The organism is Prescottella sp. GW823-FHT02E09 (assembly GCF_058797375.1).
Window position 1 is genome coordinate 210,121 of sequence record NZ_JBXAJP010000006.1, and the last position, 22,117, is coordinate 232,237.

Annotated in this window: 21 protein-coding genes; 5 read left to right on the top strand and 16 right to left on the bottom strand. The window is 68.2% G+C overall.

Annotated elements, in window-relative coordinates; all coding sequences use genetic code 11:
• Positions 1–33 precede the first annotated feature (33 nt).
• On the bottom strand, positions 34–2,238 hold the full coding sequence (locus AC1RIF_RS17170) for a DNA polymerase III subunit gamma and tau (RefSeq protein ID WP_492602563.1): 2,205 nt from the start codon (positions 2,236–2,238) through the stop codon (positions 34–36).
• 186 nt (positions 2,239–2,424) lie between these two features.
• On the opposite strand from AC1RIF_RS17170, the gene AC1RIF_RS17175 reads away from it, so the two are divergent.
• On the top strand, positions 2,425–3,741 hold the full coding sequence (locus tag AC1RIF_RS17175) for an ammonium transporter (RefSeq protein ID WP_492602564.1): 1,317 nt from the start codon (positions 2,425–2,427) through the stop codon (positions 3,739–3,741).
• A gap of 25 nt (positions 3,742–3,766) precedes the next feature.
• Here the strand turns inward: AC1RIF_RS17175 and AC1RIF_RS17180 are convergent, their stop codons facing one another.
• Genes AC1RIF_RS17180 through AC1RIF_RS17195 form a run of 4 tightly spaced genes read right to left on the bottom strand, consistent with a single transcriptional unit; the run spans position 3,767 to position 7,270 of the window.
• Positions 3,767–4,426, bottom strand: a complete 660-nt coding sequence (locus AC1RIF_RS17180) for a class II aldolase/adducin family protein (RefSeq protein WP_492602565.1) — start codon at positions 4,424–4,426, stop codon at positions 3,767–3,769.
• Entirely contained in the window at positions 4,423–5,385 is a 963-nt protein-coding gene (locus tag AC1RIF_RS17185) for a carbohydrate kinase family protein (protein WP_492602566.1), read from the bottom strand. The genes AC1RIF_RS17180 and AC1RIF_RS17185 overlap by 4 nt, the downstream gene beginning before the upstream one ends.
• A complete protein-coding gene (locus AC1RIF_RS17190; protein ID WP_492602567.1) occupies positions 5,382–5,882 on the bottom strand; it encodes an SRPBCC family protein in 501 nt (166 codons plus the stop codon). The genes AC1RIF_RS17185 and AC1RIF_RS17190 overlap by 4 nt, the downstream gene beginning before the upstream one ends.
• Before the next feature lie 2 nt (positions 5,883–5,884).
• Positions 5,885–7,270, bottom strand: coding sequence for a flavin monoamine oxidase family protein (locus AC1RIF_RS17195; protein WP_492602568.1), 1,386 nt, complete (start codon positions 7,268–7,270; stop codon positions 5,885–5,887).
• A gap of 178 nt (positions 7,271–7,448) precedes the next feature.
• Between AC1RIF_RS17195 and AC1RIF_RS17200 the strand changes: the two genes are divergently transcribed.
• Entirely contained in the window at positions 7,449–8,084 is a 636-nt protein-coding gene (locus tag AC1RIF_RS17200) for a TetR/AcrR family transcriptional regulator (protein ID WP_492602569.1), read from the top strand.
• Positions 8,085–8,090: 6 nt separating this feature from the next.
• On the opposite strand, the gene AC1RIF_RS17205 is transcribed toward AC1RIF_RS17200, so the two are convergent.
• The 4 genes from AC1RIF_RS17205 to AC1RIF_RS17220 form a co-directional block, all read right to left on the bottom strand.
• Complete coding sequence (locus tag AC1RIF_RS17205; protein WP_492602570.1) at positions 8,091–9,317, bottom strand: acyl-CoA dehydrogenase family protein; 1,227 nt, start codon at positions 9,315–9,317, stop codon at positions 8,091–8,093.
• A gap of 46 nt (positions 9,318–9,363) precedes the next feature.
• Positions 9,364–10,422 carry a phosphotransferase family protein gene (locus AC1RIF_RS17210; protein ID WP_492602571.1) on the bottom strand — a complete coding sequence of 353 codons (1,059 nt, stop codon included), beginning with the start codon at positions 10,420–10,422 and terminating at the stop codon, positions 9,364–9,366.
• A 176-nt stretch (positions 10,423–10,598) separates the two neighbouring features.
• On the bottom strand, positions 10,599–12,149 hold the full coding sequence (locus tag AC1RIF_RS17215) for an AMP-binding protein (RefSeq protein ID WP_492602572.1): 1,551 nt from the start codon (positions 12,147–12,149) through the stop codon (positions 10,599–10,601).
• Positions 12,150–12,189: 40 nt separating this feature from the next.
• On the bottom strand, positions 12,190–13,017 hold the full coding sequence (locus AC1RIF_RS17220) for a crotonase/enoyl-CoA hydratase family protein (RefSeq protein ID WP_492602573.1): 828 nt from the start codon (positions 13,015–13,017) through the stop codon (positions 12,190–12,192).
• 80 nt (positions 13,018–13,097) lie between these two features.
• Here AC1RIF_RS17220 and AC1RIF_RS17225 point away from each other — a divergent pair, with 80 nt between their 5' ends.
• Entirely contained in the window at positions 13,098–13,904 is an 807-nt protein-coding gene (locus AC1RIF_RS17225) for a hypothetical protein (RefSeq protein WP_492602574.1), read from the top strand.
• A gap of 21 nt (positions 13,905–13,925) precedes the next feature.
• Here the strand turns inward: AC1RIF_RS17225 and AC1RIF_RS17230 are convergent, their stop codons facing one another.
• Together AC1RIF_RS17230 and AC1RIF_RS17235 are read right to left on the bottom strand one after the other, a co-directional pair.
• Positions 13,926–14,876, bottom strand: coding sequence for a pyridoxamine 5'-phosphate oxidase family protein (locus tag AC1RIF_RS17230; protein WP_492602575.1), 951 nt, complete (start codon positions 14,874–14,876; stop codon positions 13,926–13,928).
• Positions 14,877–14,886: 10 nt separating this feature from the next.
• Positions 14,887–15,876, bottom strand: coding sequence for an iron-siderophore ABC transporter substrate-binding protein (locus tag AC1RIF_RS17235; protein WP_492602576.1), 990 nt, complete (start codon positions 15,874–15,876; stop codon positions 14,887–14,889).
• Between the two features lie 133 nt (positions 15,877–16,009).
• Between AC1RIF_RS17235 and AC1RIF_RS17240 the strand changes: the two genes are divergently transcribed.
• Positions 16,010–16,408: a VOC family protein gene (locus tag AC1RIF_RS17240; RefSeq protein WP_492602577.1), complete on the top strand. Its 399-nt coding sequence runs from the start codon at positions 16,010–16,012 to the stop codon at positions 16,406–16,408.
• A 302-nt stretch (positions 16,409–16,710) separates the two neighbouring features.
• On the opposite strand, the gene AC1RIF_RS17245 is transcribed toward AC1RIF_RS17240, so the two are convergent.
• The 4 genes from AC1RIF_RS17245 to AC1RIF_RS17260 form a co-directional block, all read right to left on the bottom strand.
• The gene (locus AC1RIF_RS17245) at positions 16,711–17,151 is read right to left on the bottom strand and encodes a VOC family protein (RefSeq protein WP_492602578.1); all 441 of its coding nucleotides are present in this window, start codon (positions 17,149–17,151) and stop codon (positions 16,711–16,713) included.
• Positions 17,152–17,195: 44 nt separating this feature from the next.
• Positions 17,196–18,035 (bottom strand): class I SAM-dependent methyltransferase, encoded by an 840-nt coding sequence (locus tag AC1RIF_RS17250; RefSeq protein WP_492602579.1) that lies wholly within the window; start codon positions 18,033–18,035, stop codon positions 17,196–17,198.
• 164 nt (positions 18,036–18,199) lie between these two features.
• Positions 18,200–18,784, bottom strand: a complete 585-nt coding sequence (locus AC1RIF_RS17255; protein ID WP_492602580.1) for an HhH-GPD-type base excision DNA repair protein — start codon at positions 18,782–18,784, stop codon at positions 18,200–18,202.
• A gap of 54 nt (positions 18,785–18,838) precedes the next feature.
• Positions 18,839–20,164 carry a hypothetical protein gene (locus AC1RIF_RS17260; RefSeq protein WP_492602581.1) on the bottom strand — a complete coding sequence of 442 codons (1,326 nt, stop codon included), beginning with the start codon at positions 20,162–20,164 and terminating at the stop codon, positions 18,839–18,841.
• A 134-nt stretch (positions 20,165–20,298) separates the two neighbouring features.
• Here AC1RIF_RS17260 and AC1RIF_RS17265 point away from each other — a divergent pair, with 134 nt between their 5' ends.
• Positions 20,299–20,925 carry a DUF5701 family protein gene (locus tag AC1RIF_RS17265; protein ID WP_492602582.1) on the top strand — a complete coding sequence of 209 codons (627 nt, stop codon included), beginning with the start codon at positions 20,299–20,301 and terminating at the stop codon, positions 20,923–20,925.
• 3 nt (positions 20,926–20,928) lie between these two features.
• On the opposite strand, the gene fes is transcribed toward AC1RIF_RS17265, so the two are convergent.
• Positions 20,929–22,089, bottom strand: coding sequence for an enterochelin esterase (fes, locus tag AC1RIF_RS17270; RefSeq protein ID WP_492602583.1), 1,161 nt, complete (start codon positions 22,087–22,089; stop codon positions 20,929–20,931).
• Positions 22,090–22,117: the final 28 nt, after the last annotated feature.

The window sequence follows — 22,117 nt, forward strand, 5'->3', positions numbered from 1 at the left end:
GATCTCCGGCGGAGGCGACCGGGAATCCGGCGACTAGCCGTCGATCCTGCGCGCGCCGAGAATCTCGCCGAGGAACTCCTCGGCGACGTCGTCCGGGTCGCGGCGGCTCGCCTGGTCCACCGGCACGGCCGCCTCGGCCATCATCTCCTCCTCGTCCTCCGGGGTGGTGGGAGGAGGGGTGGCCTCGTAGTCGACGGGCGGTGGCCCGGGATCGTCCGGGTAGTCCGGGGCCTCGGGCGGTGGGATGTCGTCGAGGTCCGACGAGGACGACCGGGGCGCCGACGGCGGGGGCGCCACGGCCGCCCGGCCCTGGCTGGGCCGGGAGAAGCGCGGAGCGGCAGGAGCTTTCGCTTGTTGCGCAGACCTGGCGGGGGCCGTCTGCGGCGCCGGAGCGGTGCCGTGCTCGCACGTGACCTCCCAGTCGCCGCCGAATACATCACTCATCGCGGCACCGATCACGTCGGTGTTGCGGGGTTCGACGAGGCGCTTGGCCAGCGGAGCCGAGTCGTGCGTGAGGACCAGGCGCGGACCGTCCACCGACCGGACGGTGGCGCCGGACAGCATCACCTCGACGGTGCGGCTGCGGTCGCGCACCTTGGCCCGCACCTCGGACCACACCGCTCGGACTGCGGCGGCGTCCGGTCGACCGGACGCCCCCGCTCGAGCCGGAGCAGGTTGCGGGGCCGACTCGGGCTCCGGGACGGCCACAACGGGCTCCGGGGCGGGCGCGACGGCAGCCACGGGTGCGGCGGCCGGTTCGGGCCGACGCGGGGGTTCCTGCGCACGAACGGGTTCCGGCGTAGGTAGAGCTTCCGGTGCGGGAGCAGGCACGGGCGCGGGTTCCGGCGGCCGAACGGGCGCCTGCTGTCGCGCAGGCTCGGGCTGTCGCGCAGGCTCGGGCTCACGGACGGGCTCGGGCTGACGGACGGGCTCGGGCGGGCGCTGCGGCTCGGGGGCCGGCGCGGCCTCGGCCTCACGGCGCTGCGACGGACGCTGGTAGACCGGGCCCGACGGCGGCGGCTCGACAGCGGCCGGGCGCGGCGCGGCAGCCGGGGCGGGTGCCGCGGCGGCACCGGCGGCGGGGATCGCCACACCCTGTTCGATCCGCTCGAGACGTTGCAGCACAGCCGATTCTGCGTCCGTGGCGGACGGCAACAGCATCCGGGCGCACATCACCTCGAGCAGCAGACGCGGCGCCGTCGCACCGCGCATCTCGCCGAGCCCGTCGTGCACCAACTCCGCGTAGCGGGCCAGGGTGGCGGGGCCGATCCGCTCGGCCTCCTCGCGCATCCGGTCGAGTACGTCGCCGGGGGCATCGACGAGCCCGCGTTCGGCGGCGTCGGGCACGGCCCGCATGAGGATGAGGTCCCGCAGCCGTTCGAGCAGGTCGACGGCGAAACGGCGCGGGTCGTGCCCGGCGTCCATCACCTTGTCGACGGTGCCGAACAGAGCCGCGCCGTCGTTCGCGGCCAGCGCGTCGACGGCCTCGTCGATGAGCGCGACATCGGTGACACCGAGCAGTGCGAGCGCCCGCGAATACCGGACGCCCTCGTCGCCGGCGCCGGCGAGCAGCTGGTCGAGCACGCTGAGCGAGTCACGGGGCGAGCCGCCGCCGGCGCGGATGACGAGCGGGTACACCGCGTCCTCGACCGGAACGTGCTCCTGCGCGCAGATCTTCTCGAGCAGTCCGCGCATCGTGGACGGCGCGAGCAGCCGGAACGGGTAGTGGTGCGTGCGGGACCGGATGGTCGGCAGCACCTTCTCCGGCTCGGTGGTCGCAAAGATGAAGATGAGGTGCTCCGGCGGCTCCTCGACGATCTTGAGCAGCGCGTTGAAGCCCGCAGTGGTGACCATGTGGGCCTCGTCGACGATGAACACCCGGTACCGCGACTCGGCGGGCGCGTAGAACGCGCGGTCGCGCAGCTCTCGGGTGTCCTCCACACCGCCGTGGCTGGCGGCGTCGAGCTCGATGACGTCGAGATTGCCGGGCCCACCGGGGCCGAGCGCGATGCACGACGAGCACTCGCCGCACGGCGTGGACGTGGGCCCCTGCACGCAGTTGAGCGAGCGCGCCAGGATCCGGGCCGACGACGTCTTACCGCAGCCGCGCGGACCCGAGAACAGGTAGGCGTGGTTGATGCGTCCGGCGTCGAGTGCGGTGCTCAGGGGCTCGGTGACGTGCTCCTGACCCACCACCTCCGCGAACGAAGCTGGTCGATATTTCCGGTACAGGGCCACGGCGAAAGAGTACCGGCGATCGCCGACAGTGCGGCGCAGGAGTGACACCCCACCCGAATCCCGCACACCGGACACGGAGAGATTTCCGAAACACAGAAGCAACACGCCCGCCCCTCCGCCGAAACTGCAGGACGCGATCGTCGATTCTCGCGTGCGGTGACACCCCGCCGGTGAGGAGAAGTTCACATGCCCGAGACGATCGATCCCGCGACGACCGCGTGGCTGCTGATCAGCACCGCGCTGGTTCTGCTGATGACGCCCGGCCTCGCCCTCTTCTACGGCGGCATGGTCCGCTCCAAGGGCGTCCTCAACATGATCATGATGAGTTTCATCTCGATCGCGCTGGTCACGGTGGTGTGGCTGGTCGCCGGCTACAGCCTGGCGTTCGGCGACGACGTCGGCGGCGGACTGATCGGCGGGCTCGAACACTTCGGCATGGCCGGCATCACCCCGGACACCGCGCGGTCCGGCGTGCCCGAGTTCCTGTTCGCGACGTTCCAGCTGACGTTCGCGATCCTCACCGCGGCTCTGATCAGCGGCGCGATCGCCGACCGGGCCAAGTTCTCGTCGTGGATGGTCTTCGTCCCGGTGTGGGCACTGCTGGTCTACGTGCCCGTCGCGCACTGGGTGTGGGGACCGGACGGCTGGATCTCGAAGCTCGGTGTGCTCGACTACGCGGGCGGACTGGTCGTCGAGATCGTCTCCGGCGCGTCCGCCCTGGCCCTGGCGCTGGTGCTCGGCCCGCGTCTCGGGTTCCGCAACGAGCCGATGCGCCCGCACAACCTGCCGATGGTCCTGCTCGGCGTCGGCCTGCTGTGGTTCGGCTGGTTCGGCTTCAACGCCGGTTCCGCGATGGCCGCCGACGGCACCGCCGCCGCGGTGTTCCTCAACACCCTCGTCGCCGGCTGCACCGGCCTGCTGGGCTGGCTGTTCGTCGAGCAGAAGCGCGACGGCCACCCCACCACGTTCGGTGCCGCGTCGGGCGTCGTCGCCGGACTCGTCGCGATCACCCCGTCGTGCGGCTGGGTCGGCATGGTCGGCGCCGCGATCATCGGTGTCGTGGCCGGTGCCGTCTGCTCGTTCGCGGTCGGCTGGAAGTTCCGCCTCGGCTACGACGACTCCCTCGACGTCGTCGGCGTCCACCTGGTCGGCGGCCTCGTCGGCACCGTGCTCATCGGCCTGCTCGCCTCGGAGGTCATGACCGGCGGCGTCGAGGGCCTCTTCTACGGCGGCGGGTTCGCCCAGCTCGGCAAGCAGGTGCTCGCGGTCGCCGTCGTCGGCCTCTACGCGTTCGGTGTCACGTACGGCCTCGGCAAGCTGATCGACCGACTCGTCGGCTTCCGCGTCACCGCCGAACAGGAGACGTCGGGCATCGACCTCGCGCTGCACGCCGAGTCGGCCTACGAGCACGCCGTCCTCGCGCACGGCGCGCCCACCGGACCGTTCGCCCGGGAGCACGAGCGGCCGCGGCAGCGTCCGGAGCCGGAGTCCGACGCGGTCTGACCGGCGTCAGGAACCGCCCCAGCGTTCACATGCGGCGCTTCTCCCCGTACTGCGTCGCGATCGCCATCTCGATCACCGACTGCAGGTCGGCCGGCGTGAGCGCGCGCGGTTGCTGCACCGCCGCGGCGCGGAGATAGACCTCGCACAGCCACTCCAACAGCACGATCCGGTCGAGCGCTTCGGTCGACGAGTGGCCCACCGCCACGGAGCCGTGATGCGCGAGGATCGCCGCGTTGCGGTGTGCCAGGGCGTCGACCGTCGACGTGGCGAGTTGCTCGCTCCCGAACGCCGCGAACGGGACCACCGGAATGGCACCACCGAGCAGAAGCTGCTGATAGTGCACCGGAGGTAGCTCGTCGGCCACCAACGACAGCGCGACGGTCGACGTCGAGTGAGCATGGACCACACTGCTGTTCGCGGTCGACCGGTAGATGCCGAGGTGCATCTGGAGCTCGGTGGTCGGGCGCAACGCGCCCTCGATCCGCCGGCCGTCCAGGTCCACCACGGTGATGTCGTCGACGGTCGCGTCGATCAGGTGCACGCCGCTCGCGGTGACCGCGACCGCGTCGCCGTCGCGGGCGCTGACGTTGCCGGCGCTCCCGAGCACCAACCCCCGCGCGCCGACCTGACGGGCGGTCTCGGCGACCGACGCGCGCAGTTCGGTCAACGCACCGGCGCTCGTCACACGAGATCCTGCGCTGGGCGACGTGCCGCGATGAACGCGCGCACCGTGTCGGCGTCGTACGTCCCGTAGGCGCTGCCGAGCCCCTGCGCGGTCTGCGCGGCAGTGGCGTTGCCGAACTCGGCGGCACCGACGACGTCGAGTCCGAGGCTGATGCCCCGCAGGAATCCGGCCGAGAACGCGTCGCCGCAACCGCTGGTGTCGACGACGTCGACCGGGAAAGCCGGCACCTCCGTGATGCCGCCCGCGGTGGCGACCACCGTCGGCTCCGCTCCCGCGGTGGCGACCACGCACCGCGCGCCCAGTTCCAGCAGGCGCTCGCAGCCCTCACGCAAAGACGACGCCGCGGTCCACCCGATCACCTGCTCGTCGTTGGGCAGGAGGTAGTCGATGTGCGGCAGCGCCGCTCGGATGTAGTCGAGCACTCCGGGCAGGCCCTGCGCCAGGCTGTCCGCCGAGGTGATCGCACCGTGCTCGTGTGCCCGCTCGAGGATCTGCGCACCGAGGTCGCCGCCGTAGAACTCCACCGCCCCCAGGTGCACGACGTCGGCACCCGCCAGCTCGTCCCACGGAACATGCTCGCCGAGGAACTGATTCGCGCCGACCACGTGCAGTGCCGGCCGCGAGCCGTCCGGGCGGATGGGAAGAACCGAGGCGGACGTCTGGGCACCGGCAATCTTGTGCAGCAGCGACGTGTCGACACCCTCGCGTTCGAGCAGCAGGGTGAGCATTTCGCCCACCACGTCGTCCCCGATCGCGCCCGCGGCGCGCACCTGCGCCCCCAGACGCGACAGGACCAGGCCCGTCCCACCCGCCGTTCCGGCCGGCGAGATGGCGATCTGTTCGACGAGGGCACCGTCCTGTCCCTCGGGAATGCTCTCCACCGGGCGCACCAGTGTGTCGAGCACATGTACGCCCAACATCATCGCCTGCACGGAATCTGCCGTCTTCGTTGCTGTCATCGGACTTCGTCCCCTTCCCGTAGCTCCTGCCGTGTCGGACGTTCGGACAGGATGACCGTCTCGAGTGTGTGCATCGACTCGTCGAACGCAGCGGCCATCGAGGAACCGAGGATCTTGTGGACGAGCGCGCCGAGCGGGGCCGGCCCCAGCGTGAAGTGGAACTCGTAGGTCATCGAGGTAGCGGCGTCGCCGATCGGCTCGAACCGGAAGACGTTGACGACATCGCGCAGCGGTGCGAGGCCGACCCCGGAGTCGATTCGCCGCCTCTTGGGCTCGAGGGTCCGGACGGTCCACTCGGCTCGCGACGTCAGCGGACCGACCGACGTGACCCGCTCACGGTACGACTTGCCGACGGTCGCGGGGCCGTGGTGTTCGGTTACCTCCCGGACGCTCACCACCCAGTCGCCGTAGCGACCGGTGTCCGACGTCAGTTCCCACACCTCGTCGAGCGTGACGGCGAGATTGCGCTGCGCTCTGATCACAAATCGGTTGGACATGATCACATCTTTCCTTCGGCTGCAATAACTTCGGCTGCAGCTGATTCACCGGAGCGGACGGCACCGTCGAGGTACCCGTTCCAGTACGGCGAGTGCTCCGCACCGGCCCAGTGCACTCGATGGAAGGGCACGTCGCGCCACATCCCCAGTTCGGTGACGACACCGGGAGCGAGCACCGACGTCGGGCCGCCGCGCGTCCACTCTTCCTTCGTCCAGTCCTGTTCGATCCAGTCGACGGGTGCGAGCGCCCCCTTCCCGACGACCGTGGCGAACGCCCGGAGCACCGCGCCACGGCGCTGACTGGCAGGCAACGAAACCCACCGCCGCCATTGAGCACCACCGACGAAGCCCATCAGAATGCCGGGGCCACCGTCCGGTGGGGAGTTGTCGAACATCGAGCACACCGGCGAGGTCGGATCGCGAAAGACACCCTGCCCGGACAGTCCTTCCTTGCGCCAGAACGGTTCCGGATAGACGGCCTCGATCTTGCAGAGCGTGCCGAGTGCCATGCGGGAGAAGAGCGCGTCCTGCTGGGCCGGGAGCAGCGGATCCCACGAGATTCTGCAGGCGAGGGCCGGCGGGACGGCAACGATGACGCGCTTCGCGTTCCACTGCGCGTTGTCGCTGATGACGCGCACGCCGTGGTCGTCCTGTTCGATTCTTCGCACCGGTTCACCGAGCGCCACCGCATCTGCGAGCTCTTCGGCGAGCCGCAACGAGAGCATCTGGGCGCCACCGTGGAATCTCGAATCCTGCGCGCCCCCACGTACTCCGATCATCCGGTCGACGGTGCCGGTGGTGTACTCGTTGCCCGCACCCGCGATGTACCACAGGCCGAAGAGCGCGGACACGTCTGTCGCGGAACCACCGAATGCCGAGCCCAGCAAGATGTTGAGAAGATCCAGCCCCCCATCGGTGACCGCTCCGCGCCGAACCCACGTCGTCAACGACTGAGAGTCGAGAGCCCTGGCACCGGCCGCATTCCAGGGCTCGTCGACCGGGATCGACCTGGCCGTCCGGTTCGCCCGCAGCATCACTGCACCCACGTCGGCCAGCGCAGCCACGTCCGGCGGGACGTCACCGGAGAACGTCCTGGCACTGCCGTTCTTGACGTAGGTACTCAGCCCCTGATCGTAGGTCGAGAAGGTCTCGACCCCGAGTTCCTTGGCCAGGGCCAGGACCCGGTCCTGCGTCGGGCCGACGAACTGGCCGCCGGAGTCGACGATCCGGCCGTCCCCCAGGTCGTGATTGAGCGTGCGACCACCGACCCGGTCACGAGCTTCGACTACCTGCACGGTCAGTCCTGCGTCCACGAGTCGGCGGGCCGCCGTCAGCCCCGCCAACCCTGCGCCGACAACGATCACATCGGCCTTCGATACCACGGTCATTCCCCCGGTCCTCAGCTGTGAATTGATCTGTGCGCGAATCCTCGGCGCACGACCCCGCCGCCACGCCCACCGGGGCCGGACCAGGACCGATGCCCTCACCGACCGACGGTCGCGCAGAGACACGATAGAACACAGTTTGGCCAAATGGCCAGACTTTGACGATCGGTATTCTCGACCCATGAAAGCCTCAAGTCGGTCGCACAACGCACGCGGGCGCGAACGACGCACAGAACTCGTCGCGGCAGCCATCGCCGTGATCGCCGAGAAGGGACTCGAGCGGGTCACCTTCCGAGCTGTCGCCGATCGCGCGGGATTTCCCGCCTCCACGACCAGCTACTTCTTCAACTCGGTCCCCGATGTGATCGATGCGGCCATCACACAGATTGCAGACACGGTCACCGACAAAGTCGGCAAGCTTCTCGCCGAAGCACGGTCCGACACGGTTGGACTGGACGAACTGACCGAAGCCCTGGCGGATCTCGTCACCGGGCAGGACAACGACGACTCCGTCGCACAGTTCGAGGCATACCTCGCGGCGCGGCGGCGACCCGAGCTCGCCGCGCCGGTACATCGCATCATGGGCGTGATCGAGGAAGCCACCGAACGCGCCCTGGAGATGTTCGGCGTCGAGAATCCCCGGATACCCGCTCGCCAGTTCGTCGCCCTGATAGACGGTTTCACGTTGCACGAGATCGCCCGACCGGGCGATCCGATAAGTCGCCTCGCCTTGCGGGACTCGATGATTCGCCTACTCGAATCCCATAGGTCGAACCCCGGGGCCACTGCCGACGGCCGGATCGTCAGCCCGGAATGAAGGTGGTCAGAGACCCTCCGGTCGTAGATCACGGTACCGACGCAGTTCGCGTCGGGCGATGGCACGCTTGTGGACCTCGTCGGGCCCGTCGGCCAGACGCATCGAGCGCAGGTGCGCGTAGGCCAGCGCGAGTGGGAAGTCGTCGGTGACGCCGGCCCCGCCGTGCACCTGGATGGCGCGGTCGACGATCTTCAACGCGATTGTCGGGGCTGCGACCTTGATCGCCGCGATCTCCGTCTGCGCTTCCTTGTTGCCGACTGTATCCATCAGGGATGCAGCCTCGAGGGTGAGGAGGCGGATCATTTCGATGTCGATGCGCGCCTCCGCGATCCAGTCCTGGATGTTGGCGTTGTCGGCGATCGGCTTGCCGAATGTGGCCCGCGACTGCGCACGCCGGCACATCAGTTCCAGGGCACGCTCGGCCATACCGATAGCGCGCATGCAGTGGTGGATGCGGCCAGGACCGAGCCGGGCTTGACTGATGGCGAAGCCCTCTCCCTCGCCCTTGAGGACGTCCTTCGCCGGAACCCGCACGTTCTCGAAGTCGACTTCGCCGTGACCCTCGCGGTCGTGGTAGCCGAATACCGGGAGGTTGCGCATGACGGTGACGCCGGGCGCGTCGATCGGGACCACCATCATCGATTGCTGTCGATGAGTCGGCGCACTCGGATCTGTCTTTCCCATCACGATCAGCACCTTGCAGTTCCGGTGAAGAGCGTTGGACACAAACCACTTACGCCCATTGAGCACGTAGCCGTCGCCGTCCTCCACCATCGACAGCTCCACGTTGGTGGCGTCGGAGCTGGCCACGGCAGGCTCAGTCATCGCGAACGCTGACCGCATCGTGCCGTCCAGTAGCGGTTCGAGGTACTTCTCCCGGTGCTCGTCGGTGCCGAAAAGCTCGAGTACCTCCATGTTGCCGGTATCGGGGGCACTGCAGTTGCAGGCTTCCGGCGCGAGGTGGCTGCGGCCCATGATCTCCGCGAGCGGCGCGTATTCGAGGTTGGTCAGTCCGGCGCCCGTACCGGGATGTGGGTGGAAGAGATTCCACAGGCCACGCCGCTTCGCCTCGGCCTTCAGATCCTCGAGTATCGGCGGGTGGAAGTGCGGGTCGCCGGCTTTCCGCATCTGTTCGTCGTACACGGCCTCAGCCGGGTAGACGTGTGAGTCCATGAAGTCCCGCAGCTCGTTCTGCAACTGCAGGGCGTGGTCGGACAAGGCGAACAAGGACATGACAAGCTCCTGACGGGAGGGTGGCAGGGATGGGGCCAGGGCAGTGCTATCGGAACCCGAGGTAATCGGTCATCTCGTCGATGCCTGCACGGACGAGGGGTTCGACCACGTCGCCGATTGCGGCGTAGCCGTCTCCTACGGTGTGCCCGTTGACGAACCTGTAGTGGATGCCTTCGAGGATGACCGCGAGCTTGAAGTAGGCGAGACCGAGATGGAATCCGAATCCGTTCGGCGGTTCGTGCCCACCGGAGCCGACATACAGTTCGAGGGTGTCGTGGCGGTCGAGGAAGCCTGCCGCGTTGGAGGCGTCGGCGACGACCTCGGAGTCGGTGATCTCGGCGAGTCTGTTGTAGACCAACAGCAACGCCACGTCGGTGATGGGGTCACCGAGCGTGGACATCTCCCAGTCGATCACTGCGCGGATCTCGTCGTCATCATCGACGAGCAGGTTGTCGAGACGGTAGTCGCCGTGCACGATTCCCGAAACCGACTCGGGAGCTTCGGTTTCGGTGAGCATCCGAATCAGGTCGTCGACTCCGTCGAGTTCACGTGAGCGGGAGGCCTCGAGCTGCCGGGTCCACCGGCGTACCTGCCGGTCGAGGAATCCTTCGGATCGGCCGAAGTCCCCCAGTCCCACCGCGGTGTGGTCCACCTGATGCAGTGCCGCCAGTGTCCGGACCATCCTGGCGCTGATCGCGGCGGTGCGGTCGGGGCCCAATGCGGCGAGTTCCGCAGCCGTCCGGTAGGGCGTGCCGGTGACTTCACTCATGACGTAGAACGGTGCGCCGAGCACGGAATCGTCGCGGCAGTCGGCGACGATTGCCGGCACCGGCACGTCGGTGTTCGCGAGAGCCCGCATGACGGTGACCTCGCGGCCCATGTCGTGCGCAGTGGACAGCACGTGCCCCAACGGGGGCCGCCTGACGATCCACGTCGAATTCGAGTCTCGGACACGGTAAGTCAGATTCGATCGACCACCGGCGATCAGTTCGGCGTGGAGGGTGCCGTCGACCGGCGTCGCCTCGGACAGCCACGCTCGAAGTTTGTCGAGGTCGATCCCGGGGGGACTCGAGATCTGTGCGGGATCGGTTGTGTTGGAACTCATGTCGAAATATCCGTTCGTGCAGGACGCGGCACCCGCGTGAGACTACGCTCGTGTCGGGCGCACGCGCCGCGTACAGGGTGCGGTCTCGGGACGGCCATACGGACCATCCCGAGTCCGCGGGAGACGCTGACGTTCCTCGGCGCCGGGTCGAGGCGTTACGCCCCTGTCCGGATCGGTCAGGCAGTCGTTTCGCTCTGGTCCCGCAGCTCCTGACGGACGGACTTCCTGTCGAGCTTGCCGACTGCCGTCTTGGGAACGGACGAGCGGAACACGAGATTGCGGGGCTTCTTGTAGGAAGCAAGGCCTTCCACGACGAAGGCGACCAGTTCGCTGCGGAGCTGTTCGGATTCGTCGTAGCCGGGAGCAAGCACGACAACGGCCGTCACGGCCTCGACCCAGACCGGGTCGGGTGCTCCGACGACTATCGTTTCGGCGACAGCCGGGTGCGCGAGCAGTCGCTCCTCGACCTCCCGGGGATAGACGTTGTATCCACCGGAGACGATCATGTCGGAGAGCCGGTCTTTGAGGTAGAGGAAGCCGTGATCGTCGAAGACGCCTACGTCGCGGGTGTGTACCCAACCACCTTCGGTGAAAGTGGCCTCGTTGAGCTCAGGCGCGTTGAAATAGCCGGCGACTGCGGACGGTGAGCGCACCACGATCTCGCCGGGTGTTCCTGGCTCGACGTCGTTTCCGTGTTCGTCGAGGATCCTGATCTCGACATCCAGGGCGGGCTGCCCGCAGGAGTGAAGGCGTTCGCCCTGGTGATCCTCGTGACGTAGGACCGTCAGGCACAAGGGCGCCTCGGTCTGCCCGTAGTACTGCAGGAACTGCACGCGGGGCAGGGCGGCCATCGCTTCCTTGATCGTGACGAGCGGCATGGGCGACGCACCATAGATCAGGTATCGCATCGACGAGACGAGCTCGGGGTCGAAACTGGCGCGCTGCAACAGCATCTGGACCATCGTCGGAACCAGGATGGTCGCGGTGACCCGGTGTGTGGCGATCTGTTCGACGAAGGTGTCGGGATCGAATCCGGGAAGAACCAGGGTGGTGGCACCGCGCAACCAGAACGGGAGGACGAACACCCCACTGGCGTGGATCAGCGACGCCGAATGCGCCATCACGTCGTCGGGCGCAACCGGCAGGAGGTTCAGGAGCACGTTGCGTGCGATCCCCGCGTACGTGCGCTGGGTGTGCTGCGCGGCCTTGAGGACACCCGTGGTACCGGAGGTGAAGAGAGTCAAGATCACGTCGTCCGGCTCGACCGCGATGTCGGGGAGCGTGGTGGGCATGGCGGCCGCGAGATCGAAGAGGGGGCGGGTGTTGTCGAACGACGACGCGAGGCCCACACATCGCAGCTCCGGGAACCGCTCTGCCAGTTGTTGCGCTCGATCGGCCAGGTCCGGGCCGTAGAACAGGACGGTACAGCCGGTCTCGGCGATCATCCGGCCATGCTCTTCGACGGAGAGCCTGGAATTGAGTGGAACGCGGTTGATGCCGGCCTTGACGCATGCGAAGTCCGTCGGGACGGTGTAGATGCTGTTGTTGACCAGCAGTGCGACACGTGCGCGGTGTTCGCATCCTTGCTGAAGCATGGCATGTGCCAGCCGACTGCTGAGTTCGTCGACCTCACGGAACGTCATCCGTCGGTCTCCGCAGATCACTGCCGTCCGCTCGCTGTGCTGGAGGGCGCCGCGAACGATCAGGTCTCGGGTCAATGGGCTCATGATGAAGGATCCTTCTGCGTGTCTCGGAATCTCTTGTGTCTCAGTTGGTTCGAATGTTCGTAAAGCTGCCGTGACGCCCGGCTCCGGATGCGAATCGTGCGGCACCAGCGACGCCCTCGCGGTCGACGATCGGTGTGCCGTCGGCTCCTTCGGCCCGGAGCGCGGCATCGAGTGTCAGATCGAAAGACCGGTACATGGAGGTCCGGTCGACCAACATGCACTCCTGCGGGAACTGCAACAGCTGGTTCGCAATCTCTCGCGCCGCTTCCAACGAGGTGCCCGTCTCGACCACTCGATTCACCAGCCCGAAGGAAAGCGCCTCGTCGGCCCCGACTGGGCGGCCGGTGAGGATCATGTCCAGCGCGCGCCCCTGGCCGACGATGCGTGGAAGCCGCACGGTCCCGCCATCGATGAGGGGCACCCCCCATCGACGACAGAAGACTCCGAAGGTTGAATCCCGCTCACAAACCCGCAGGTCAGCAAGAAGCGCAAGTTCGAGTCCGCCTGCCACGGCATATCCGCTCACCGCGGCGATCAGAGGCTTGCCGAGCGCCATCCGACTCGGCCCCATCGGCCCGGTACCGCCGCCGTGGGGATCGAGCTCGTGGCGACGTGCGGGGTCTCCTACCGCGGTGAGGTCTGCACCGGCGCAAAATGTTCCGCCGGCCCCCCACAGGATGGCCACACGCTGGGTGTCGTCGGCTTCGAACTGCTCGAACGCCTCACGTAGCTGTGCCGCCATCGGCCCGTCGACGGCATTACGCCGATCGGGTCGATTGAGCACGATGGTGGTGACACCACCGTCACGCTCGACGAGAACATCTGCCGCAGTCTGTTCAGGGGAAGGGGGGGAAGAGTTGGATGACACGGCCGGCCTCCTTACGGTCGGTTGGCGGTTGCGCCGAGCGTAGCCGCTTGTAACAACTTTGAACAGAGTAGGATTAAATTGTGTTTCAAGTCGATAGTCGACCCACTGCCGCCCGGGTCATCCTCGACCTCCTGACGGCAAGTCCGGAGGTCGAGTTCGGACTGGACATGCTCACCCTCGCCGGCGAGATCATGGGATTGACCGCGGCGAACATGAGAGTGTCTGCGGCCAGGATGTGCGCAGAGGGACGGATCACCCGCACCACACGCGGCTCATACACACTTCGTGCCGAAGCGCTGCCCGCCTACACCGAGGTCAGCAGCTGGAGAACCCGAATCGAGCGCATGGTGCCGTGGGACGGCACGTGGAATGCCGTCGAGCACTCCCGCGTCAAACGCAGCGACCGCGCGGCACTACGCGCACACAACAACGCGCTGTCGCTGGCCGGGATGGCCGAGTGGACTCCCGCGGTAGCACTACGCCCGAACAATCTCGATCACGGAACCGACGGGCTTCGCACCACCTTGTCCAGACTCGGCGCCGCTCCCGAGTGCCACGTGTACCGAATCGACGAGTTGAACGCTGAAGACGCTGAGTCCATTCGTCGCCTGTGGGACACCGCATCGCGGACACAACACCTGCAGGAAGCGTCGCGAGCACTCGCGGACGCGGCCCGCACCAGCGAGCGTCGGACGATTGCAGAGAACGCCCGCACATCGCTCCTGCTCGGCAGCGCAGTAATCAGCACCATCGTGCATGATCCGCTGCTGCCGGAGGAACTCGCGCCCGTGACGCCGCTCGTCGAACTGATCGAACAGATGAAGGAGTTTCAGGATCGCGCGCTGACGTTGTGGCTCGAACTACTCGAAGACGGACAGAGAACCTGACCTGTAGTCAATGACCGTTTGTCAGGGGGCGCCCACATGATCCGACCAGATCTGGCCGGCGGTCGGCAACGCGCCCTTGGCGATCCGACGGTCCGGACGCCACAGGCCCGACTCCTGCAGCGCGAGGTCGTATCGCAGGTCGACGCGCTCGGCGTCGATCACCAGCGCGAGATCCGGGACCGCGCCCCCGCCCCGCAGCACGGCACGGAGGTCTGGATCGGCGCTCAGGTGCGCGGTGCCGCGAACCTCGAGAACGCGTTCGTCTCCGGGAACCATCGCGAGCACCGACACGGCGGGATTCTCGAGGACATTGCGGAGGCTGTCGGTCCGACGGTTCCCGGGGCGGTCCGGCAGCGCGATCCGGCGCGCACCCAACGGCAGGAGGAAGCCGGCGTCGTCGCCCTTCGGGCTGATGTCACCGAAGCCGCCACCGTCCGTCGTCGACAGTGTGAGAAACGGCGACCGGGCCAGGAACGCCCGCACGGACGGATGGTCGAAATCGCTGTCCGACAACGTGATCGACGGCATATCGGACGGCTCGTGGTCCCGCCACAGCTTCGAGCGCACGATGCACCGCGCGCAGTGCAGGTACGCCTCCTCGACGTCGAGTGCCACTCCCGGCCCCCGCCCGAGCCGCAGCCGGCCGTTGATCCGGAGCGTCTCGCCGTAGCCGGGCACCAGCACCACCAGGCCGGCCGGCGCACCGTCCTCGACGTCCGCGGGCACGGTGGCGGCGGCGACCCGGATTCGCAGCGTCGTCGCGTCCTCTCCCGACAGGACACCGAGGGCACCCCCGACGACGATCGAGTGCTGAGCGCCCGAACGCCCCTGCACCCCGAGCACCGCGAACGGCGCATGCGTCAGGAAGGCGTCGCAGTGCTCGTCGAGCACCGCGATCGACTTCGCGAGGGTGAGGGGCGGCTGCTCGCCGTAGACCTCTTCCAGGGCGGCAACGGTGGAGACGACGGACACGTCGCCGAATCTAGCCGACGGCCGGAACAGCGGTTGCCGGGTCGTCGTCGGATGCCGCCGCGAGGGCCGGCACCGTGGCGTCGATCAGGTACGGCAGGCTCAGCGGGCTGGCGAAGCCCAGCGCCGCGGGCACGTCTGAACCGAACTCGCCGAGGTAGACGGTGCGGTCCTCCTTTACGACGCCGAGCTGTGCGAAGACCGGGTTCGACGCGAGCTGTTCCTCGGTCGCGCCCAGCACGATCAGATTGTCCTGGTCGAGCAGGCTCAGCTGTTCCGCGCTGATCGCGCCCGTCTGCGCCGGCGTCGTGAACCCGAGGTTGGTGAAGAAGTCGCCGCGCGGATCGCCGGCCTCGAAGATGTAGAAGTCGCCGTCCATGTACATCGCGACCGCGGCGGTGCGCCCCTGGAACTGTGGGTTCGAACTCTTCGCGTCCGCGAACTCCGACTCGACGGACTGGCGCAGTTCGCGTGCCTCCCCCTCCTTGCCGAGCGCCCGGCCGATCGTTTGGAGCTGGTCCTCCCACGAGCCGGAACCACCGTTCGCACCCTTCAGGTCGCCGATCGTCGGCGCGAGCGCCGCCAGGGTGTCGTAGCCCGACTTCTCGGTCAGCGAGTAGGTGCCGACGATGAGATCCGGATTCGCCTCCGCAATCTTCTCGTACTGCAGCTCCATCTCGCCGACCTCGGGGATGTCGTGTGCGTACTGCGTCGCCCACGGCCGGTCCTTGTAGGCGTAACCCGAGTAGGCGCGGGTCGCGACCGGGGTCTCGCCGAGCGCCAGGACGAAGTCGAGATCGTTGAAGCCGACCGTGACGATCCGGGACGGTGCATTCTCGACGGTCGTCGATCCGTAGGCATGCTCGATCGTCACCGGGAAGGCCCCGTCCGCCGAGGATGCGGCACCGTCATCGGTCGCAGCGTCCGAACTGCAGGCGGCCAGGGAGAACGTCCCGGCCAGGGCGACGAGGGAGAGCGCGAGCGAACGCCGACGAACAGTCACAACAAAGACCTTCCCAGGAGGTTAACTGACGCTAACCTAACTCGAGGGTTGGTGGATGCGAAACACCGCCCCGGCACACGCCCGGCGGCGATAGGCTTGGCGGCGTCAGTGCATCCGGAGGAAGAGGTCCGCCGTGGCGCCGTTCCCAGCTCTCACCCACATCGCGGTCACGGTGTCCGACATGGCCGTCAGCACCGAGTGGTACACGCGACTGTTCGGGTCGCCGCCGGTGCTCGACGAGGACGAAGAATCAGGAGCTTTTCACCACGCCGTCTTCGTGCTCGGCGGCGGCACGATGTTCGGCCTGCACACCCACACCGGTTCGACACCGGACGCGAGATTCGACGAACGGCGTATCGGCCTCGACCACGTCGCATTCGCCTGTACCACCGACGAACTCGGGTTCTGGCGCGACCGTCTCGACGAACTCGGCATCGCGCACGGCGGAATCAAGACCGCCGCCTACGGCTCCGGGTTGTCCTTCCGCGACCCCGACAACATCGCGCTCGAGTTCTTCGCACCGCCCGGCTGAACCGTTGTCACGCCTGATGCGCACCGAGCCCACCCGTGCGGCTGACGGGAAAATCCACGCAAGATCGTTCATTGTTCCCGCCAGCCGGAAACGCGCACGCAGTAACGGCAACAACGGGCGCGGCGTTCCCCCGGACGTCGGATACTCCTCCGGGACACCACCGGGCCTGCCCCGCCCGAACCGCACGGCCTTCTCGGCCTCGGCGGCCTCGGTCATGCCCGTCACGCCGCGACGGTACCTGAGACGGCAAAACCGTTGGGGCGTCGACGATGCGGCAACACACGACGGTCACCGCAACAGGGTCAGCCGAGCTGCTCGAACAGGGACACGATGATCCCTTCGGGCCCACGCACGTAGGCCATCCGCACGCTGTTCTCGTACTCGCCGATGCCGCCGACCAGCCCGTACCCGTCCGCAGCGACCGCGTCGACGGCCGCCTGGAGGTCGCCGACCTCGAAGGACACGTTGCGCAGCCCGAGCTCGTTGGCCATCGCTGTCGGCGATCCGGGCACGTGATCGGGCCTGACGAAGGCCGAGAGTTCCAGCCGGGACCCGCCTCCGGGCGGCCGCAGCATCACGATGTTGCAGTGCGCGCCCGGGATGCCGCACACGGTCTCCACGAACTCACCCTCCACGGATCCGGTGCCCTCCAGCTCGAGCCCCAGCCCGATGAAGAACGCGGTTGCCGCGTCGAGGTCCACGACGGTGATGCCGACGTGGTCGAAACGTTGCACGTGTGCCATGGCATCCATTCTTGCCGATCCGGGGCCTGGGTGAAGTGATGCACTCACGCTGACGGACGTCTCGCGACGACAGCGAAGTTGAGCGGAATCCGGGGCGCACCCGGCCCCAGCGCCCAGCCTTGCCGACAGGGCACAAGATCGTCGAACGCCGGCCAGTCCATGTACGGCAGCTCGGACAGAGCCTCGAGCACGAGACCGGCATCGAGCAGGGCACCGACGACCTCGCCGAGGTCGTGCCGCCATTCGTAGTTCCTGACCTGACTGATCTGACCGGCCGAGTTCTCGGTGTACGAGCCTGAATCGTCATAGCTGCGGTACCCGTCGCCCCCGAGATAGTCGTCGCTGATCGACCAGGGTTCATGAGCCATCGCCCCCAGGATCGGGTGGTCGTCGCGGATCATGAACACCCCGCCCGGTACGAGGAGATCGTGGATCGACTGTGCCCACTCGCCGAGCTCCGGCAGCCACACGATCGTGCCCGCACTCGTGACGACGACATCGAAGCGCCGGTCGACGAGCGTCGACGCGAAGCGCACATCGCCTTCCACCCAACGAATTTCGCGTCCGTCCGCGCTTGCGATCCGGCTCGCGTGTCTCAACGAGTTCGGCGACAGATCGACGCCGTGCACGTCCACCGCTCCGAGTCGTGCCCACGAGATTGTGTCGGTCCCGATGTGACACTGCAGGTGAAGGAGACTGCGGCCGCGAATGCCGGCCTCTGACAGATGCGGTTCGAGAACCGATAGGTCGTTGCGGACAACCGTCGAGATGGTGTCCGGATCGGCGAGGAAACCTTCGACGTCGTACATCTGCGAGCGGGCGTGGACGTCCGCCCGCTCGTTCCAGTTCGCACGGTTGGCGGCGATGGCGTCGGCGATGTGCATGGCGGGTCCTCTCAACGGTTCACGGTCCCCGGTATGTACCACACGACCGGCGTCCAGACGCACCCATTTTCGCCCCCGCCACTGCCATCACCGCAGGTCAAGGCGCAGAGAAAGTACCGCCCACGTCATGGGCGACCGTTCCCCGCGTCGCCCGGCTGACCGGCCTACTTCTCCTTCGCCGCTTTCGCCGCGGCCTTGGCGGCCTGCTTGAACTCGCGCACCTCGAGGAGCGTCTGCCGGTCGACGACGTCGGCGATCGAGCGGCGGGCTCCGTCGTCACCGTAGGCGCCGGCCGCCTCCCGCCAACCCTTGGGCTCGACACCGAGCTGCTTGCCGAGCAGCGCCAGGAAGATTCGCGCCTTCTGGTCGCCGTACCCGGGCAGCGCCTTGAGCCGCTTCAGCACTTCCTTGCCGTCCGGGTCGCCCGACGTCCAGATCGCGGCGGTGTCACCGTCGTAGTGTTCGACGATGTAGCCGCACAGCGACTGGATACGCTCGCCCATCGACTTCGGGAACCGGTGCACCGCGGGCGGCTGCGCGCACACCGCGATGAAGTCGTCCGGGTTCATCTCCGCGATCCTGTGCACGTCCAGGCCGCCGAGTCGGTCGTCGAGCTTCTTCGGTCCGGCGAACGCCGTCTCCATCGGCACCTGCTGGTCGAGCAGCATGCCGATCAGCAGCGCGAGCGGATCCGACGCCAGCAGCGCGTCCGCCTCGGGGTCACCGACGAGATTCAGCGTGAGTGCCATGCCCCCGATCCTGCCATCCGGCCGAGCGCCGTACGAGCCGTCTGCCGGGACCGGTCACGACGGGCGCCGCCACAGGATCGCGATCGCGACGACGCCGGCCGTGATCGCGATCGTCGCCGCCAGTGCCTCGAGCCAGTGCCCGAACAGCGTCGGCTGGTCCACCGCGGGCACCGCGGCCAGCGCGGCGAACACCGCAACCACCGCGATGGCACCGGCGGCGACGGACCAGGCCTGCGCGATCCGCGAATGTCGGCTCCCCCGACGCTCGGCGCTGCGCAACAACGCTCGCTCGATCACCCGGGTCGCTTCACCGAGTTCGGCGTCGAGCGCCGCCATCTCCGCCGACAGCCGTCGCACCAGCATCGTCCGCAACTGCGCGGGCGACATCCGGGGCAGCGACGCGCCGTCGTGCCGCGCCTCGGTCGCCAGCAGGACGCGTTCCATGCGCCGCGCCTGCACCGCGGCGAGGTCGTCGAGCGCGGCCAGCAACCGACCGTCCTCGAGTTCGTCATGGTCACGCAGATGGTCGAGCACCAGCCGGTAGTCCGCGGCGTGCCGGGCCCGGACGGCGACCCACGGGACGAGGGCGCGGACCATCTCGCTCACGCCGAACACGTCGTGATCGTGGTCGTCGGCGGTCGCCCCCAGGTCGAACAGGATCGCCCCGGCGTCCTCGCGGACGGCGATGGCCGCGTCGGCCCGCACCGGGCGCTCCACCAGGGCGATCCGCTCCCAGCTCCACCCCGCCGCGTCGGTGCCGCGGCCGTCGACCCGGCGGCGGACCCGGTCACCGCCGTCGCCGGGCACCTCGATCGCCAGGGCAGCCGACGCCCGCTCGTGGCCGTCGGCCGCAATGACATCGGCCAGTGGGAGGTTCGGCAGGCCGGTGTCGAGGTCCGGGAAGATGTCGCGCAGCCGGTCGTCGACGGCGAGTCCGGACGGCGCCAGGAACCGCGCGAGGACCTGGTCGATCTCACCGGCACGCCAGTCGACGAAGTCCCCGCCGGGACCGGCCGTCAGCGCCTCGCATGCGAGCACCGCCCCGTGGCCGGGGACGATCCACAGCGAGAGGCAGGTGGCCGGGTCACCGACGTGGATCGCCGTCGAACCCGTCGCGAGCGCTACCCCGCCGCCGGTGCGGTCGGCCGTCATCCGGGTCGCGGCCGGCACCACCGGCAGGGTGTCGCCCGACGTGGGATCCGATGCGGGCAGGAAGGGTGCGAACGTGCCGCGCGGGCCAGGATCACGGGCCGAGTCGGCAACCGAAATGTCCAGGAGGCCCGGAATGTTCAGGGCCAGAAGGAAGATGTCGAGGACCCCGGTCCGCGGCGGCGATGCCGCCGGTGATCCGAGTCCGTCGATTGCAGCCGGCGCGGCCATCACACTCACCACTTTCGAACCCGCCGCGTCCGGCGCGGCGACCCTGGCCGGAGTATGGCAGCTTTCCTGCCGACGGGGAACCATGCACGCTGCAGCCGCGTTGAACCCTCCGTCGTCGTCGAAAGGATCCGCCCATGTCCGACGCCCTCACCGAGTTCGACCGTCAACTCGACCACCTCGTTTCCCTCGGTTACCCCGCGCTCGCCGGAACGTCCGAGGCGTCCTTCCGGGACGGGTTCGCCCCGCTGCGCGACGTCGTCGCCACCCGCCCCGATGCCGACGTCGAGCGCGGCGAGGACCACATCCCGTTCGTGCTCGTCCCGACCGGGCTTCCCCGTGAGGAGACGATGGCCCGCACCGCGCTCGGCAAGCAGCAGGGATTCACCGTCCTCGAGGCCGGTGAGCTCACCACGTTCCGTCCGATCGAGGGCGTCGAGGTGCCCGACGGACCCGGTTACCTGCTGTTCGACATCGACACCGGAACCGAGTTCCTCGACGTCACACCGCAGGACGCGCTGGCGAAGATCACCGCCGACGGGCGCAGCCCGCTCACCATCGACGAGGGCATCGCACTCGTCACCGCGCGCCCCGACATGCTGCGGAAGAACAAGTGCTTCTCGCTGCTGGCGTCGCGCTGCGGCGACAAGCGGGTTCCGGCGCTGTGGATCAGCGACCGCAAACCGAAGCTGGGCTGGTGCTGGAACGGCAACCCGCACACGTGGCTGGGATCGGCACACGCCGGCGGACGCGTCGGCGGGTGACGGTCAGGGGGTGGCGGGGCCGAGCAGCGCCGCCGCCCCCGCCACCAGCAGGTCCCGCCACTGGATGTAGTCGTGACCGCCGCAGAACTCCCGGTAGTCCACCTCGAATCCTTTGTCCTGCAGCAGGTCCCGAACCTCGCGATTCTCGTCGATCAGTCGGGGCTCGAGCACTCCGGCCGCCATCCAGAACCGCGACTTGCCCACACTCAGATCCGCGAGTTGCGCCTGCACCGAGCGTCCCGGCATATCCGGTCGCGGCCACCAGAACGACCCGGACAGGCTGATCGCGCCACCGAAATGGTCCGGAGCGTTCAGCGTCGCGAACGTGGCCGCCAGTCCGCCGTAGCTCGAACCGCCGACCAACACCGACTCGGGATCACCCGTCGCCCGCCACCGCTCGCGCAGGTACGGTAGCAGATCGCCGGTGAGAGCATCGAGAAATTTTGTGCTGCAAGGGAGTTCCTCGGATCGCAGTCCGGGCTCGACGCTGTCGATCATCACCACCAACGGCACCCGGTAGCCGCGCTCCCCCATTCGGTCGAGGGCGGGGGCGATCGGAATTTCCACGGCGGTCACCCGGCCGTCGAACAGCACCAGCACCGGCCGGTCGCGGTCGTCGATCCCCGGGGGCTCGTAGATCCAGATGCTGCGACGCACCCCGGCGAGGACCCTCGACTCCTCCGTCATGGCGCCACTCGCGGGCACGTCGGACGTCCACCAGCGTTGCCCGGGGGCGTTCGGCATCACCGCCTCCGACCGCGCCGACAGCCCCATCGAGGAGACCGGCGGGAGTGGATTCTCACCGTCGGTGACGAGCCCGGCGAGCACGCCACGCCACCACTGCCATTCCGTCTGCCCGTCGGCGGGGCCGGTGATCGACTCCTCCCGGGGCAGGAATCCGTAGCCGCCGCGCCACGCCTCGGGAACCTCGAGCGAGTGCACCCACAGGTCGCTCCCCGGAATCCGCCGGAGCGCATTGCATTCGGGCTGCCGCCGGTCCGTGATGCCGTTGGCCTCGAGGTAGACGTGCGTGACCGGCGACCCGATCGGCGCCCGCCAGACGAACGTGGCCGTCACACGCCCCGGCGGACCGGGGTCGATCAGCGGCCCGCCCTCGGACCGCAGTCGCCGCTCCAGGACGTCGGCGGATGTGACGTCCGACATAGGTACCCCTTAGTTAGGTGATGCTGGC

Excerpts from the sequence above, each read along its gene's own strand:
- AC1RIF_RS17175 (WP_492602564.1), top strand. The coding sequence starts at position 2,425 with ATGCCCGAGACGATCGATCCCGCGACGACCGCGTGGCTGCTGATCAGC.
- AC1RIF_RS17185 (WP_492602566.1), bottom strand. The coding sequence starts at position 5,385 with ATGACAGCAACGAAGACGGCAGATTCCGTGCAGGCGATGATGTTGGGC.
- AC1RIF_RS17190 (WP_492602567.1), bottom strand. The coding sequence starts at position 5,882 with ATGTCCAACCGATTTGTGATCAGAGCGCAGCGCAATCTCGCCGTCACG.
- AC1RIF_RS17195 (WP_492602568.1), bottom strand. The coding sequence starts at position 7,270 with ATGACCGTGGTATCGAAGGCCGATGTGATCGTTGTCGGCGCAGGGTTG.
- AC1RIF_RS17200 (WP_492602569.1), top strand. The coding sequence starts at position 7,449 with ATGAAAGCCTCAAGTCGGTCGCACAACGCACGCGGGCGCGAACGACGC.
- AC1RIF_RS17205 (WP_492602570.1), bottom strand. The coding sequence starts at position 9,317 with ATGTCCTTGTTCGCCTTGTCCGACCACGCCCTGCAGTTGCAGAACGAG.
- AC1RIF_RS17210 (WP_492602571.1), bottom strand. The coding sequence starts at position 10,422 with ATGAGTTCCAACACAACCGATCCCGCACAGATCTCGAGTCCCCCCGGG.
- AC1RIF_RS17215 (WP_492602572.1), bottom strand. The coding sequence starts at position 12,149 with ATGAGCCCATTGACCCGAGACCTGATCGTTCGCGGCGCCCTCCAGCAC.
- AC1RIF_RS17245 (WP_492602578.1), bottom strand. The coding sequence starts at position 17,151 with ATGGCACACGTGCAACGTTTCGACCACGTCGGCATCACCGTCGTGGAC.
- AC1RIF_RS17250 (WP_492602579.1), bottom strand. The coding sequence starts at position 18,035 with ATGCACATCGCCGACGCCATCGCCGCCAACCGTGCGAACTGGAACGAG.
- AC1RIF_RS17255 (WP_492602580.1), bottom strand. The coding sequence starts at position 18,784 with ATGGCACTCACGCTGAATCTCGTCGGTGACCCCGAGGCGGACGCGCTG.
- AC1RIF_RS17260 (WP_492602581.1), bottom strand. The coding sequence starts at position 20,164 with ATGGCCGCGCCGGCTGCAATCGACGGACTCGGATCACCGGCGGCATCG.
- AC1RIF_RS17265 (WP_492602582.1), top strand. The coding sequence starts at position 20,299 with ATGTCCGACGCCCTCACCGAGTTCGACCGTCAACTCGACCACCTCGTT.
- fes (WP_492602583.1), bottom strand. The coding sequence starts at position 22,089 with ATGTCGGACGTCACATCCGCCGACGTCCTGGAGCGGCGACTGCGGTCC.